The organism is Bordetella genomosp. 12 (genome assembly GCF_002261355.1).
Lineage (GTDB): Bacteria > Pseudomonadota > Gammaproteobacteria > Burkholderiales > Burkholderiaceae_B > Bordetella.
Window position 1 is genome coordinate 1,838,880 of record NZ_NEVU01000003.1, and the last position, 13,990, is coordinate 1,852,869.

Annotated in this window: 11 protein-coding genes; 10 read left to right on the forward strand and 1 reads right to left on the reverse strand. The window is 65.3% G+C overall.

Translation table 11 applies throughout. The features are described from left to right. Positions 1 to 3: 3 nt before the first annotated feature. Positions 4 to 2,742, reverse strand: coding sequence for a cation-transporting P-type ATPase (locus CAL22_RS20615; protein WP_094816432.1), 2,739 nt, complete (start codon positions 2,740 to 2,742; stop codon positions 4 to 6). 384 nt (positions 2,743 to 3,126) lie between these two features. Here CAL22_RS20615 and CAL22_RS20620 point away from each other — a divergent pair, with 384 nt between their 5' ends. The 10 genes from CAL22_RS20620 to CAL22_RS20665 all read left to right on the forward strand — a co-directional run bounded on the left by CAL22_RS20620 (position 3,127) and on the right by CAL22_RS20665 (position 13,989). Beyond that, entirely contained in the window at positions 3,127 to 4,173 is a 1,047-nt protein-coding gene (locus CAL22_RS20620) for a Gfo/Idh/MocA family protein (RefSeq protein ID WP_094816434.1), read from the forward strand. Between the two features lie 8 nt (positions 4,174 to 4,181). Further along, positions 4,182 to 4,751 carry an acyltransferase gene (locus CAL22_RS20625; RefSeq protein ID WP_094816436.1) on the forward strand — a complete coding sequence of 190 codons (570 nt, stop codon included), beginning with the start codon at positions 4,182 to 4,184 and terminating at the stop codon, positions 4,749 to 4,751. 7 nt (positions 4,752 to 4,758) lie between these two features. Continuing rightward, positions 4,759 to 5,853 carry a DegT/DnrJ/EryC1/StrS family aminotransferase gene (locus CAL22_RS20630; RefSeq protein WP_094816438.1) on the forward strand — a complete coding sequence of 365 codons (1,095 nt, stop codon included), beginning with the start codon at positions 4,759 to 4,761 and terminating at the stop codon, positions 5,851 to 5,853. Then, entirely contained in the window at positions 5,850 to 6,932 is a 1,083-nt protein-coding gene (gene wecB / locus CAL22_RS20635) for a non-hydrolyzing UDP-N-acetylglucosamine 2-epimerase (RefSeq protein ID WP_094816440.1), read from the forward strand. Before CAL22_RS20630 ends, wecB begins: the two co-directional genes overlap by 4 nt. A gap of 23 nt (positions 6,933 to 6,955) precedes the next feature. Beyond that, positions 6,956 to 8,209 (forward strand): glycosyltransferase family 4 protein, encoded by a 1,254-nt coding sequence (locus CAL22_RS20640; protein ID WP_094816442.1) that lies wholly within the window; start codon positions 6,956 to 6,958, stop codon positions 8,207 to 8,209. A gap of 4 nt (positions 8,210 to 8,213) precedes the next feature. After that, positions 8,214 to 9,398: a DegT/DnrJ/EryC1/StrS family aminotransferase gene (locus CAL22_RS20645; RefSeq protein ID WP_094816444.1), complete on the forward strand. Its 1,185-nt coding sequence runs from the start codon at positions 8,214 to 8,216 to the stop codon at positions 9,396 to 9,398. Further along, positions 9,398 to 9,991 carry a sugar transferase gene (locus CAL22_RS20650; RefSeq protein ID WP_094816446.1) on the forward strand — a complete coding sequence of 198 codons (594 nt, stop codon included), beginning with the start codon at positions 9,398 to 9,400 and terminating at the stop codon, positions 9,989 to 9,991. Before CAL22_RS20645 ends, CAL22_RS20650 begins: the two co-directional genes overlap by 1 nt. 150 nt (positions 9,992 to 10,141) lie before the next feature. Next, positions 10,142 to 11,278 (forward strand): glycosyltransferase, encoded by a 1,137-nt coding sequence (locus tag CAL22_RS20655; RefSeq protein WP_244193956.1) that lies wholly within the window; start codon positions 10,142 to 10,144, stop codon positions 11,276 to 11,278. A 2-nt stretch (positions 11,279 to 11,280) separates the two neighbouring features. Further along, complete coding sequence (locus tag CAL22_RS20660; RefSeq protein WP_094816448.1) at positions 11,281 to 11,982, forward strand: lipid II flippase family protein; 702 nt, start codon at positions 11,281 to 11,283, stop codon at positions 11,980 to 11,982. A 126-nt stretch (positions 11,983 to 12,108) separates the two neighbouring features. After that, positions 12,109 to 13,989 (forward strand): polysaccharide biosynthesis protein, encoded by a 1,881-nt coding sequence (locus CAL22_RS20665; RefSeq protein ID WP_094816450.1) that lies wholly within the window; start codon positions 12,109 to 12,111, stop codon positions 13,987 to 13,989. The last annotated feature ends 1 nt before the right edge of the window (position 13,990 follow it).

The window sequence follows — 13,990 nt, forward strand, 5'->3', positions numbered from 1 at the left end:
GCCTCAGTTGTTACCGCGCAGGCGGCGGCCCCAGGCGGTATGCCGAATCACCGCCTTCTCCAGTTCGGCCCCCAGGAAGACGAGCAGGCCGGCGCCCAAGACATCCAGCCACTCGCGTCCGCCCAACGGCGCCGATCCGAAGATCAGATGCATGAACGGCGCATAGGTGTACATAAGCTGCAGCACCAGGCACACCGCGATGGCCAGCCAGACATAGCGATTGCCGAACAAGCCCTCGCGGTTGAGCACCGAGGCGAAGATATGCCGGCTGCTGATCAGATAGAACATCTCCGACATGACCACGGCGTTGACCGCCATGGTCCGCGCCCGTTCGATGGCCAGCCCGTCGCTCAGCTCCCACAAGAACAGACCCAGGGCGCCCGCCATCATCAGCACCGACACCAGGCAGACGCGCCAGATGAAAAAGCCCGACAACAGCGGCTCGCCCGGCGGGCGCGGCGGCTGGCGCATGATGCCCGGTTCGGCAGGCTCGAACGCCAGCGCCAGCCCGAGCGTGCTGGATGTGACCAGATTGATCCACAACACCTGAGCCGGCGTCAGCGGCAGGGTCAGCTGAAAAACAATGGCAGCGATCACCAGCAGCGCTTCGCCGCCATTGGTGGGCAGCATGAACAGCACGAACTTCTTCAGATTGTCGTAGACGGCACGGCCCTCGCGCACGGCCACGGCGATCGTGGCGAAGTTGTCGTCGGCCAACACCACGTCGGCTGCCTCCTTGGCGGCTTCCGTACCCTTGTTGCCCATGGCCACGCCCACGTCGGCACGCTTGAGCGCGGGCGCATCGTTGACGCCGTCGCCCGTCATGGACACCACCTGCCCTTGCGCCTGCATGGCTTGCACCAGCCTGAGCTTGTGCTCGGGGCTGGCGCGGGCAAACACGTCCACGCTCATGACCATCTCACTGAGCGTGCGCTCGTCCATCAAGGCCACTTCGGCCCCGGTGACCACCGGCTTGCCCACGCCGATATTCAGTTGCGCGCCGATGGCGCGCGCGGTCTCGGCATGGTCGCCGGTGATCATCTTGACCTGGATGCCCGCACGGTGGCAGTCGTCCACCGCCGCGATGGCCTCCGTGCGCGGCGGGTCCATCATGCCCACCAGTGCCAGCAGCACAAAGCCGGCGTCCATGTCGGCGAAGGCCAAGGAACCGGTCGCGGGGCTGGCCCGCCGGCAGGCCAGCGCCAGCAGGCGCAAGCCCTTGGCCGCGGTGTCGGTGGCCATGCGGCGCCAGTAATCGACATCCAGCGCCTGCTCCTCACCCTCTGGCCCCATCTGGGCCTGGCACATCTCCAGCACCCGCTCGGGTGCGCCCTTGACGAAAATCCAGGGTTGGCCTGGCGCGGGTTCGTGGAAGGTCGCCATGAACCGGTGCTCGGATTCGAAGGGGATGCCATCGAGGCGCGGCCACGCCTGCCGCAGCGTCTCGTCCACCAGGCCGGCTTTGGCGCCCAGGACCAGCAGCGCCCCTTCGGTGGGATCTCCCTCGACCCACCACTGTTGCTGGTCCTGCCGCAGCAAGGCATCGTTGCACAGCACGGCGGCGCGCGCGCTCATGGCCAGGGCGGGATAGCGTTCGGGGTCGATGCGCTGCCCATCGATCTGGCAATAGCCCTGCGGCGCGTAACCCACCCCCTGGACATCAATGGCCAGGCCCGCGCAGATGACCCGCTGCACGGTCATTTCATTGCGGGTGAGCGTCCCGGTCTTGTCCGAGCAGATCACCGTGACCGAACCCAGCGCCTCGACCGCCGGCAGCCGGCGCACGATCGCCTTGCGCCGCGCCATGCGCTGCACACCCAGCGCCAGCGTCACCGTCATGATGGCCGGCAGGCCTTCCGGGATGGCCGAGGCGGCCAGCGCCACCACCATCATGAACATTTCCGAGGGAGGATGTCCCAGCCCCCAGACCCCGCCCACGAACAGCAGCGCCGACACCGCCAGAATGATCAAGGCCAGCACGCGGCCGAAATGATCCACCTGGCGCAACAGCGGCGTGGTCATATTGTCGATGCCGGCCAGCAGGGCATTGATCCTGCCGAGCTCGGTCTGCATGCCCGTAGCCACCACCAGCCCCCGGGCCTGGCCGAACACGACCACCGTGCCCGAATAGGCCATGCCGTAGCGATCCCCCAGCGCCACGTCCTCGGCCACCGGGGCGGTCTGCTTTTCCACGGGCAGGGACTCGCCGGTCAGCGCGGCTTCGTCCACCCGCAACTCCTTGACCTCCACCAGGCGCAAGTCGGCCGGCACCCGATCGCCGGAAATGAGAATGACCTGATCGCCCGGCACCAGATCCGCCGCATCGATTTCCTGACGCAAGCCGTCGCGCACCACCACCGCATGAGGCGACAGCATGGCGCGGATGGCATCGAGCGCGCTCTCGGCCTTGCCTTCCTGCACGAAACCGATGGCGGCGTTGATGATCACGGCGGCCAGCAGCACGCCCGTATCGATCCAATGGCCCAGCACCGCCGTCACCACGGCCGCGCCCATCATCACGTAGAGCAGGATGTTGTGAAACTGATGCAGAAACCGCATCAACACGCCACGGCCCCGGACCTGGGTCAGCCGGTTGGGGCCGTACTCGGCCAGGCGGCGGGCCGCCTCAGCCGCGGTCAGGCCGCCTGGCCGGGCCTGCAGAGCCTGCTCCACCGCCGGCGGCGGCAAACTGTGCCACGGCGTGGCGGTGGGCGGGGTGGAACCATCGCTGCTGTCGGTCATGGGCTTCTGACATCCTCATTCCATAAACAAGGCGTGGGCTGACCCCTTGGAGACCGCGTGCGGCCGGACATGAAACTGATTATGTCAGCCGCGCTTTCTTCGAGGGAAAACCCTAGGGCACTTCAACATTTGAAACATAAAATAAAACTAAATCTCATTGACATTTAATAATCCGGCAATATTTTCAATTTGTTGTTTAGCCAGAGGCGATCGCGGACAGCGATTTCTCCGTTTGGTTCAGCTCTAGGAAAAAGCCTACGAGCCTTGGGACAATCTCGGGATTCACGGTAATATTCATCGCTATTCCGTGCAATATCAGTAGTTGATGCGCCGGATAAAACCTACAACACCTATAACAATCAACGCGCGCAAATTCGCACAAAAATGACCCCTATTTCAGATCGCAAAATCCGTTTTGCCTTAGTAGGCTGTGGGCGAATTTCCAAGAACCACATCGCCGCTATCGCCCAGCACAGTGAACGCGCCGAACTGGTTGAGGTCTGCGACACCGATCCGGTGGCCCTGAAGGCCGCCGCGCAGGCCACTGGCGCCACGCCCTACGCCTCCTTGACGGACATGCTGGCGCAAAGCACCGCCGACGCCGTCATCCTTGCCACGCCCTCGGGCCTGCATCCCTGGCAGGCGATCGAAGTCGCCCAGTCCGGCCGCCATGTCGTGAGCGAAAAGCCCATGGCCACCCGCTGGGAAGACGGCAAGCGCATGGTCAAGGCCTGCGACGAGGCCGGAGTGCGCCTGTTCGTGGTCAAGCAGAACCGCCGCAATGCCACGCTGCAACTGCTCAAGCGGGCGGTGGAGGAGAACCGCTTTGGCCGCATCTATATGGTGACGGTCAACGTCTTCTGGACCCGTCCCCAGGAGTATTACGACGCCGCACGCTGGCGCGGCAAATGGGAATGGGACGGCGGCGCCTTCATGAACCAGGCCAGCCACTATGTCGACTTGCTGGACTGGATCATCGGCCCGGTCGAAAGCGTCTACTCCTATACCGCCACGCTCGCGCGCCGCATTGAAGCCGAAGACACCGGCGTGACCGCCTTGCGCTGGCGCCATGGCGCCATGGGCTCGATCAACGTCACCATGCTGACCTACCCGCAGAACCTCGAGGGTTCCATCACGATCCTGGGTGAGAAGGGCACGGCCAAAGTGGGCGGCGTGGCCGTCAACCGCATCGACGAATGGAAATTCGCCGAACCGCATCCGGACGACGAGAAGGTGCGCGAAGCCAGTTACGAAACCACCTCGGTCTACGGCTTTGGCCATCCCCTTTACTACGACAACGTCATCCGCACGCTGCGCGGCGAGTGCGAGCCGGAAACCGACGGGCGCGAAGGGCTGCAATCGCTGGCCCTGCTCACGGCCATGTACCGCTCGGCACGCGACGGCGTGCGCGTTCCCCTGCCCCTGGATTGAGGCCCGCCATGAGTATTCATTCCAGCGCAATCGTCGACGAGGGCGCCCGCATCGGCGCGGGTACCCGCGTCTGGCATTGGGTCCATGTCTGCGGCGGCGCCGAGATCGGCGAGAACTGCTCACTGGGCCAGAACGTCTTCGTGGGCAACCGCGTGCGCATCGGCAACCGCGTCAAGATCCAGAACAACGTCTCGGTCTATGACAACGTCTTCATCGAAGACGATGTGTTCTGCGGCCCCAGCATGGTCTTCACCAACGTCTACAACCCGCGCGCAGCGATCGAACGCAAAAGCGAGTACCGCGACACCCTGGTCAAACAGGGCGCGACGCTGGGTGCGAACTGCACCATCGTCTGCGGCGCGACCATCGGCCGCTATGCCTTCATCGGCGCCGGCGCGGTGGTCAACAAGGACGTGCCGGACTTCGCCCTCATGGTCGGCGTGCCCGCACGCCAGATCGGCTGGATGAGCCGCCACGGCGAACAGCTCGATCTGCCCCTGACCGGCGACGGGCAAACCACCTGTGCGCATACCGGCGAGCACTACACCCTCACAAACGGCGTCTGCCAACTGGCTTGAGTCCACCATGCAATTCATCGACCTGAAGAAGCAATACCAAGCCCTGCGCGACCCGATCAATACGCGGATACAGCAAGTGCTGGACCACGGCCAGTACATCATGGGCCCGGAGGTCAAAGAGCTGGAAACCGCCTTGTCCGCCTACACCGGCGCCAAGCATTGCGTCACGGTCGCCTCCGGCACCGAAGCCCTGCTCATCGCGCTCATGGCCCTGGGCGTGAAGGCCGGCGACGAAGTCATCACCACGTCCTTTACCTTCGTGGCCACCGCCGAGGTAATCGCCTTGCTGGGCGCGGTGCCAGTCTTCGTCGATGTCGAGCCGGATACGTGCAACATCAAGGTCGCGGATATCGAGTCGCGCATCACGCCGCGCACCAAGGCCATCATTCCGGTATCGCTCTATGGCCAGTGCGGCGATATGGATGAGGTCAATGCCATCGCCGACAAGCACGGCATCCCGGTCATCGAGGACGCCGCGCAGAGCTTTGGCGCGACCTATAAGGGTAAAAAGAGCTGCAACCTGTCGACCATCGGCTGCACCAGCTTTTTCCCGAGCAAGCCGCTGGGCTGCTATGGCGATGGCGGCGCCCTGTTCACCAACGACGACGCGCTGGCCCAGGCCATGCGCGAGATCCGCGTGCACGGCCAGTCCGGCCGTTACTATCACACGCGCATCGGCGTGGGCGGCCGCATGGACACCCTGCAATGCGCCGTATTGCTCGGTAAGCTGGAACGCTTTGACTGGGAAGTGCAGGAACGCCTGCGCATCGGCGCGCGCTACCAGGCGCTGCTGGCCGATCTGCCGGCCGGCGCCCGCACCGTGACCGTGCGCCCCGACCGTGACAGCGTCTGGGCGCAGTTCACGGTCATGGTGCCCAACCGCGACGACGTCATCGCCAAGCTCAAAGACGCGGGCATTCCGACGGCGGTGCACTATCCACGCCCCATCCACGCCCAACCCGCGTACGCCCAATTTGCCGCCGGCGACACGCCCGTATCCGACACCCTGGCCGCCACGGTCATGAGCCTGCCCATGCATCCCGACCTCGATGCCGCCACGCAGGACCAGATCGTGGCCGCTCTCAAACAAGCGCTGCAATGAGCAAAAAGGTACTTACCGTTCTCGGGGCCCGGCCCCAGTTCATCAAGGCCAGCGTGGTCTCGGCGGCCATCGCCGCCCACCCCGGCCTGCAAGAAGTCGTGGTGCATACCGGCCAGCACTTCGACGCCAATATGTCGGATGTCTTTTTCGAAGAGCTGGGCATGCAGCCGCCCGCGCATCACCTGGACATCCACGGCGGCGGCCACGGCGATATGACCGGCCGCATGCTGATCGCGCTCGAACGCGTCATGCAACAGGAACAGCCGGATATCGTGCTGGTCTATGGCGACACCAACTCCACCTTGGCCGGCGCGCTGGCGGCGGCCAAGCTGCACATCCCGGTCGCGCACGTCGAAGCGGGTCTGCGCTCTTTCAATATGCGCATGCCCGAAGAGATCAACCGCATCCTGACCGACCGCGTCTCGCGCTGGCTCTTTACGCCGACCGACAGCGCCAGCCGTCATCTGAAGGCCGAAGGCATCCAGGGCGACAGCGTGGTGCAGGTCGGCGACGTGATGTTCGACGTGGCCCTGCATCATGGCAACCGGGTCACGCAGGATGGCGGCCTGCTCGCCACACTCGGCCTGAGCGCCGGCGGCTACATCCTGGCGACCATCCATCGTGCCGAAAACACCGATCATCCGGAACGTCTGCAAGTCATCGTCGATGCCTTGCAGACGCTGAGCGCCCAGCGCCCGGTCGTCTGGCCGCTGCATCCGCGCACCCGCGGCATCCTGCAGCGCATGGACCTGCTCGATACCTTGTCCCAGCACGTGCGCCTGATCGAACCGGTGGGTTATCTGGACATGGTGCAGCTCGAGAAATACGCTGCCCTCATCACCACCGACTCCGGCGGCGTGCAGAAGGAAGCCTTCTTCCATCGTGTGCCTTGCGTGACGCTGCGCGACGAAACCGAATGGACCGAACTGGTCGAGGCCGGCTGGAATCGTCTGGCGCCGCCGACCAGTGCGCAAGCCATCGTCAGTGCGGCACAGCGCGCGCTTGAAGAGACCCCGCAGGAAGTGCAACCCTACGGCGACGGACAGGCCGCACGCAAGATCGCCGACACGCTGGCATAAAACGCGCCAGCGGGGCATTCATCATGCGCATTCTCCTGATCAATCACTACGCCGGTTCGCCGCGTGACGGCATGGAGTTCCGCCCGTATTACTTCGGGCGCGAGTGGCTCGCGGCGGGGCATGAGGTCAAGATCGCGGCGGCCAGCGTCTCGCACATCCGCGCGCATGCGCCCCACACCCGGGGCCGGCTCACGCGTGAATGGATCGATGGCGTCGAGTATCTTTGGTATGCGACGCTGCCCTATCAGGGCAATGGGGCGCGGCGCCTGCTCAACATGCTGCAGTTCAGCGCGCGGCTGTACCGGCTGCCAGGCGATCTGGGCGCGTGGCGGCCCGACATCGTCATCGCCTCGTCCACGCACCCCTACGACGTGTTGCCCGCCGCAAGGCTGGCGCGGCTTCGTGCTGCGCGCCTGGTTTTCGAGGTGCACGATCTCTGGCCGCTGACGCCGCGCCTGCTGGGGGGCTTTGGCGCCTGGCATCCCATGATCGCCAGCATGCAATACGCCGAGGATTACGCGTACAAGCACGCCGACCTCACCGTCTCCATGCTGCCCTGCGCGCTGCCCCACATGCGCAGCCGCGGGCTCGATCCGGCGCGCTACGCCCACGTGCCCAATGGCGTGCCGGTGGCCGAGTACAGCGCCCCGGATTTTGCCGATGCCGACTATCTGCGCGTGCGCGCGCAGATAGAGGCGCTGCGCCAAGATTGCGATTTCGTCCTGCTCTACGCCGGGACCCACGGCCACGCCAACGCGCTGGACACCTTGCTCTCGGCCATGGCCCAGTTGCGCCAGGCGCCGATCGGACTCGTGCTGCTGGGCAGCGGGCCGGATAAGGCCGCATTGCAGGCACAGGCGCGCGCGCTCGGGCTGGACCACGTGGTGTTCGCCGATCCCGTGCCGCGCCCGGCCGTCCAGGCCGTGATGACCCAGGTGGACGCGGCCTATATCGGCCTGCGGCGCAGCCCGCTGTTTACGTTCGGGGTCAGTCCCAACAAACTGTTTGACTACATGCTGGCCGGCAGCCCCGTCATCCAGGCCATCGAAAGCGGCAACGACATCGTCGGTGACGCGGCGTGCGGCGTCTCGGTGCCGGCCGAAGACCCGCAGGCGCTGGCGCAAGCCATCGTCAACCTGCGCGACACCCCGCTGGCCGAACGCCGCCTGATGGGCGCACGCGGCCGCCAGTATGTGCTGGACCACCACGACTATCCCGTGCTGGCGCAGCAATTCCTCGAGGCCGCCCTCGCGCGGCCCGCCCCCACCGAGCACTGAACTCATGAGCGACTTCATCCCCTTTGCGCTGCCGGACATCGGCGAAGAAGAGATCCAGGTCGTGGCCGATGCCATGCGTTCGGGCTGGCTGACGACCGGTCCCAACGCCAAGGCTTTCGAGCTGGAGTTTGCCGCCTATCTGGGCGCGGGCCTGGAGGCAATCGCCGTCAACTCGGCCACCGCCGGCCTGCATCTGGCGCTGGAGGCCATCGGCGTAGGCCCCGGCGACGAGGTCATCACGACCACCCACACCTTCACCGCCAGCGCCGAAGTGGCCCGCTATCTGGGCGCCGAACCCGTCCTGGTGGACATCGACCCGGCCACGCTATGCATCTCGCCCGCCGCGGTCGAGCGCGCGATCACCCCGCGCACCAAGGCCATCATTCCGGTGCATTACGGCGGCCTGGCCTGCGATATGGACAGCATCCTGGACATCGCGCGCCGCCACGGCCTGCGCGTCATCGAGGACGCCGCGCATGCCCTGCCGGCCAGTTGGCAGGGCGAACGCGTCGGCACCTTGCAAAGCGATCTGACCATCTACAGCTTTTACGCCACCAAGACGCTGGCCACCGGCGAAGGCGGCATGGTCGTCACGCGCGATCCGGCGCTGGCCAAACGCTGCCGCGTCATGCGGCTGCACGGCATCGACCGCGATGCCTTCGACCGCTTCACCTCCGATAAACCCGCCTGGTACTACGAAATCGTCGCGCCCGGCTTCAAGTACAACCTGACCGATACGGCCGCGGCCATGGGCCGGGTGCAACTGCGCCGCGTGCAGGCCATGCGCGATCGCCGCGCCGCCATCGCCGCGGCGTATGACCAGGCGTTCGCGGATCTGCCGCTCATCCTGCCGCCCTGCCCCGGACGCACGCCGCAGGTGCAAGGGCAGCCGCATCGCGACGACGACGAGCACGCCTGGCATCTGTATGTCATTCGCCTGCTGCCGCAAGCCGGCATCGAGCGCGATGCCTTCATCGTGCGCATGACGCAAGCCGGCATCGGCTGCAGCGTGCATTACGTGCCGCTGCATCTGCAACCTTACTGGCGCGACCGCTATCAGCTCACGCCCGACATGTTTCCGCACTCGCAGGCCGCGTTCGACGCCATGGTCAGCCTGCCGCTGTACTCGCGCATGAGCCAGGCCCAGGTGGACAAAGTGATCCGGACGGTGCGCGACCTGCTGATGTGATGATCAAACGCGCATTCGACCTGATATGCGCCCTGCTTGGGCTGCTGCTGCTCTCGCCGCTGCTCTTGCTGGTGGCCATCGCCATCAAGCTCGACAGCCCGGGGCCGGTGTTTTTCCGGCAGGAGCGCATCGGCCGCCATGGCCGGCCGTTTCGCATTCACAAACTGCGCAGCATGGCCGAACGCCAGGCCGCCCAGGCCAGCCAGATCACCATCGGCGCCGATCCCCGTATCACCCGCGTGGGCGCGCTCATCCGGCGCTGGAAGCTCGACGAGCTGGTCCAGTTGATCGACGTCGTGCTGGGCACCATGAGTCTGGTGGGCCCGCGTCCGGAAGTCGCCCGCTATGTCCGCCTCTACCCGCAGGAGGTCGCGCGTATTGTCTTATCGGTACGCCCCGGGATTACCGATCCCGCTTCGATTCATTTTCGTAATGAGAATGAATTACTCGGAAAGTCGGCCGACCCGGAAAAAACCTATCGGGAAATCATTCTTCCTGAAAAGCTCAAACTGCAAGTCGCCTATGTAAAGCAACAATCATTCTTCGGCGACCTTGTCATTATCGTGCGCACAATTGGCAGCATAGGGCGCTAAAAGACGACATCATTTGAAATAACCGTAATTGGGGACAGGCGTTGGTTCGGCGCGCTGCATGCTAATTTGGCTACCTGATCATTCAGTAGCCTGATCAAGTTTATGGCGTTGCGGGCGGTCGGCTATTTACCGCCCGGTGGAAGATTCACCTTGTTGCCCAGCAGTACCGTCGGCGCCTTGGCGTCTGGCTCCTCCCCGATCTGCATTCTCTTGCTTGCCCCCGGACAAAGCATCCACACCATTCGCTGGGCCAACGGGCTCGCGCAACGCGGACTGAACGTCCACCTTGCCGCGCTGGAAGCCTTCCCCCCCGGCGCCTACGATCCCCGCGTGCGACTGCACCGCCTGCCTTGGGGCCGGCCGTTGGGCTATGCCCTGGCCGCCGGCGCGCTGCGCCGCCTGGTGCAGCGCATCCAGCCTGACCTGACCAATGTGCACTACGCCACCGGTTACGGATTGCTGGCGCGCCACGCGGGCTGCCGGCCCATGGTGCTGTCGGCCTGGGGCAGCGACATCTACGAGTTCCCGCGTGCCAGCACCTGGCACCGCCGCCTGCTGCAACGCAACCTGAACGCCGCGACGGCGCTGTGCGCCACCAGCCAGGCCATGAGCCGCGAAATGTCCAAACTGACCCGCGGCGCCATCAACATCACACCCTTCGGTATCGATGAGTCGGCCTTCTCCCCGGCCAGCCACCGCAATCCCGACGGCCCGATCGTCATCGGCACGGTCAAAGCCCTCGAACATCACTACGGCATCGACGTTCTGCTCAGAACCTATGCCCGCACGCGCAGCCTGCTGTCGACCACGCACCCCGCGCTGGCCGCCCGCCTGCAACTGCACATCTACGGCGACGGCAGCCTGCGCGCCGAACTCCAGGCGCTGGCCGCCACGCTGGAGATCACGGGTTCGACCCGCTTCATGGGCAAGATTCCGCACGATTCGGTGCCGGAAGTGCTGCGCGGCTTCGAGGTCTACGCCGCGCTCAGCCGCATGGACAGTTTCGGCGTGGCCATTCTGGAGGCCAGTTCCTGCGGGCTGCCCGTGCTGGTCTCCGACGCCGACGGCCCGGCCGAAATCGTGGTCGACGGCCAGACCGGCTTTGTCGTGCCGCGCGAGGACGATCTGGCCGCCTCGCGGCGTCTGACCGAGCTGCTGCTCGACCCGGCGCGCCGCCAGGCCCTGGGCCAGGCCGGGCGCCAGCGCGTGCTGGAACGCTACACTTGGAACCTCAGCCTGGACGCCATGCTAGGCGTCTACCACCGCGCTCTGTCCAAGATCCGATAACGATGCTTTTGTTGCCCTGGCTGGTGATCGCCAGCTATTCCATCATTCATTTGCTGGAGTACCTGAGCTACTACGCGCGCGTAGCCGGGCGGCTGGCGGGCAAACCCGTGACCGGCTATGCCATCCAGAACGCCACCACCACGGTCACGCGTTTTTTCTACCTGGCCCTCATGCCGCTGCTGGGCTTTCTGATCGACAAACAAATCCCCACCTGGCAGTACATCGAAATGGGTCTGGGCGCGCTGGCCGGCGCCGCTCTGCTGTCGCTGCTGGGCTGGAGTCTGCGCTACCGTTGGATCGCCATGCTGACCAATCTGGTTCGCCAGCGCGCCGGCCAGCCGGCGCTCAGTCTGGCCGAAGTCCGCGCCGAGCTGGTCCTGCGTGATCCGGTTCCTACCCGGCGCATCGCCCTGATCGCGGCCGTGGTTTTCCTCTGTTATTGCCTGGGCGTGCTGCTTTCCTACTACTTCGCGCTGGTCTTTCACGAATACCGCAGCACCATCTCCCAACTTTCAGGCATGATCAACGGCGTGGCCACTGTGCTGCTGACCTTTGTGCTCGAACCGCGCATTGCCGGGATCGTCGATGCCCGCCCCACCGGCGACGTCTACCATGCCATCCAGGCCATGCTCACCGGCCGGCTCATCGCTGTCGGCATCCTGGCGCCCTTGCTGTTCTTCGGAATCTGCATCGGTTTCGCCTGAGGCGGTCACAGCCCGCAAGGGCGTGCTCGACGGATTTTCAAGCAGCCCGGACCGGCCCCAGGCCGGCTGCAACCCTGGCTATCGCTAAAATTGCTGCCTCACCGCACTTAATCGCACGCCTCATTGATGATTCTTCCGTATCCCATTCGGCGCCTGTTTGTCGATCTGCCGCGAGCCATCAAGCAATTGCTGGCCATCGTGCTCGACGCGGTGATCCTGCTGTTCGCCTTTCACTGCGCCCTATGGCTGCGTTTCGAGCTGTTCTTCGTCACCCAGCAGTATTTTTTCCTGTCGCTGCTGGCCTGCGCCGGCGGGATCGCCGCGCTGGGCGCCTTCGGCGTTTACTTCTACATCCTGCGCTACATGAGCGAGCGGGTGGTGGCCGCCATCCTCGGCGGCATCCTCGTGTCCGTCATGGTGGTGACGGCAGGCAATACCTTCCTGCAGCTATCGACCTTGTCGCGCGGTGTGCTGGTCATTTACGCGGCGCTGGCCCTGGTCGGGCTGATCGGCATCCGGCTGTTCGCCCGCAAACTGCTTTTCCCGGCCGACCACCACATGGCCGACCCCCGCATCCCGGTGTTGATCTATGGCGCCGGCGGCGCGGGCTCGCAACTGGCCGCGGCCTTGCGCGCCGGGCCTTACTATCGCCCCGTCGCCATGCTCGACGACGACCGCCGCAAACATCGCCTGGTGGTCTCCGGCCTGCGCGTCTATCCGCCCGAACAGCTCTCGCGCCTGATCGACCGCCACAACGTGCGGCAACTGCTCATCGCCATCCCGTCGGCCACGCCGCCCGAGATCCGCGCCATCGTCGAAGCGGCCGAACCCTACCGGCTGCGCATCCGCCTGGTGCCCAGCATGCGCGAGCTCATCGACCCGGTCAACGGCGTGCGCCTGCGCGACGTGCAGGTGGAAGACTTGCTGGGGCGGAATCCGGTAGCCCCTATCGAATCCCTGCTTGGCCAATGCGTGGTCGACCGCAACGTCATGATCACCGGCGCGGGGGGCTCGATAGGCTCCGAGCTGTCGCGCCAGATCCTGGCGCTCAAGCCCCGGCGGCTGGTCCTGCTCGAGATGTCCGAACCGGCGCTCTACACCATCGAGCAGGACTTGCGCGCGCGCGCCACGCCGGGCACCGAGATCATCGGCGTGCTCGGCTCGGTGCGGCATGCCGACCACTGCCTGGAACAGTTGCGGCAGCACGCCATCCAGACCATCTATCACGCCGCCGCGTACAAACATGTGCCCATCGTCGAACACAACGTCGCCGAAGGCATCTGCACCAACACCTTTGGCACCCTCAAGATGGCCGAGGCGGCCATCCAGGCCGGGGTGCGCGATTTCGTTCTGATTTCCACCGACAAGGCCGTCCGTCCCACCAACGTCATGGGCGCCTCCAAGCGTCTGGCCGAACTGGTGCTGCAGGCGCACGCCGAAATCCAGAGCAGCACCCGATTTTCCATGGTGCGCTTCGGCAATGTGCTGGGCAGTTCCGGCAGCGTGGTGCCCCTGTTCCGACGCCAGATTCTCGACGGCGGGCCCATCACCCTGACCCACCCCGACATCACCCGCTATTTCATGACCATCCCCGAGGCCGCGCAATTGGTGCTGCAGGCGGGCTCCATGGGCGAGTCCGGCTCAGTGTTCGTGTTGGACATGGGCGAGCCCGTGCGTATTCGTGACCTGGCCGAGCGCATGATCCGCATCTACGGCCTGACCGTCAAAAGCGCCGAACAGCCCGATGGCGACATCGAGATCCGCGTCACGGGCCTGCGCCCGGGTGAAAAGCTCTACGAGGAGCTGCTCATCGGTGCCGACGCGCGGCCCACGCTGCACCCGCGCATCATGCGGGCCACCGAGTACCACATCCCCTACGAACACCTCATGCCGCAGTTGCAGGCGCTGGAGCAGACCTTGCGCTGCCATGATGCCAGCCAGGCCGTCGCGCTGTTGCAGCAGATCGTGCAGGAATACGCGCCGTCGGGCCAGGTCCGCGCCGCCTGAG

Coding starts and splice junctions, on each gene's coding strand:
- CAL22_RS20615 (WP_094816432.1), bottom strand. CDS start 2,742: ATGACCGACAGCAGCGATGGTTCCACCCCGCCCACCGCCACGCCGTGG.
- CAL22_RS20620 (WP_094816434.1), top strand. CDS start 3,127: ATGACCCCTATTTCAGATCGCAAAATCCGTTTTGCCTTAGTAGGCTGT.
- CAL22_RS20625 (WP_094816436.1), top strand. CDS start 4,182: ATGAGTATTCATTCCAGCGCAATCGTCGACGAGGGCGCCCGCATCGGC.
- CAL22_RS20630 (WP_094816438.1), top strand. CDS start 4,759: ATGCAATTCATCGACCTGAAGAAGCAATACCAAGCCCTGCGCGACCCG.
- wecB (WP_094816440.1), top strand. CDS start 5,850: ATGAGCAAAAAGGTACTTACCGTTCTCGGGGCCCGGCCCCAGTTCATC.
- CAL22_RS20640 (WP_094816442.1), top strand. CDS start 6,956: ATGCGCATTCTCCTGATCAATCACTACGCCGGTTCGCCGCGTGACGGC.
- CAL22_RS20645 (WP_094816444.1), top strand. CDS start 8,214: ATGAGCGACTTCATCCCCTTTGCGCTGCCGGACATCGGCGAAGAAGAG.
- CAL22_RS20650 (WP_094816446.1), top strand. CDS start 9,398: ATGATCAAACGCGCATTCGACCTGATATGCGCCCTGCTTGGGCTGCTG.
- CAL22_RS20660 (WP_094816448.1), top strand. CDS start 11,281: ATGCTTTTGTTGCCCTGGCTGGTGATCGCCAGCTATTCCATCATTCAT.
- CAL22_RS20665 (WP_094816450.1), top strand. CDS start 12,109: ATGATTCTTCCGTATCCCATTCGGCGCCTGTTTGTCGATCTGCCGCGA.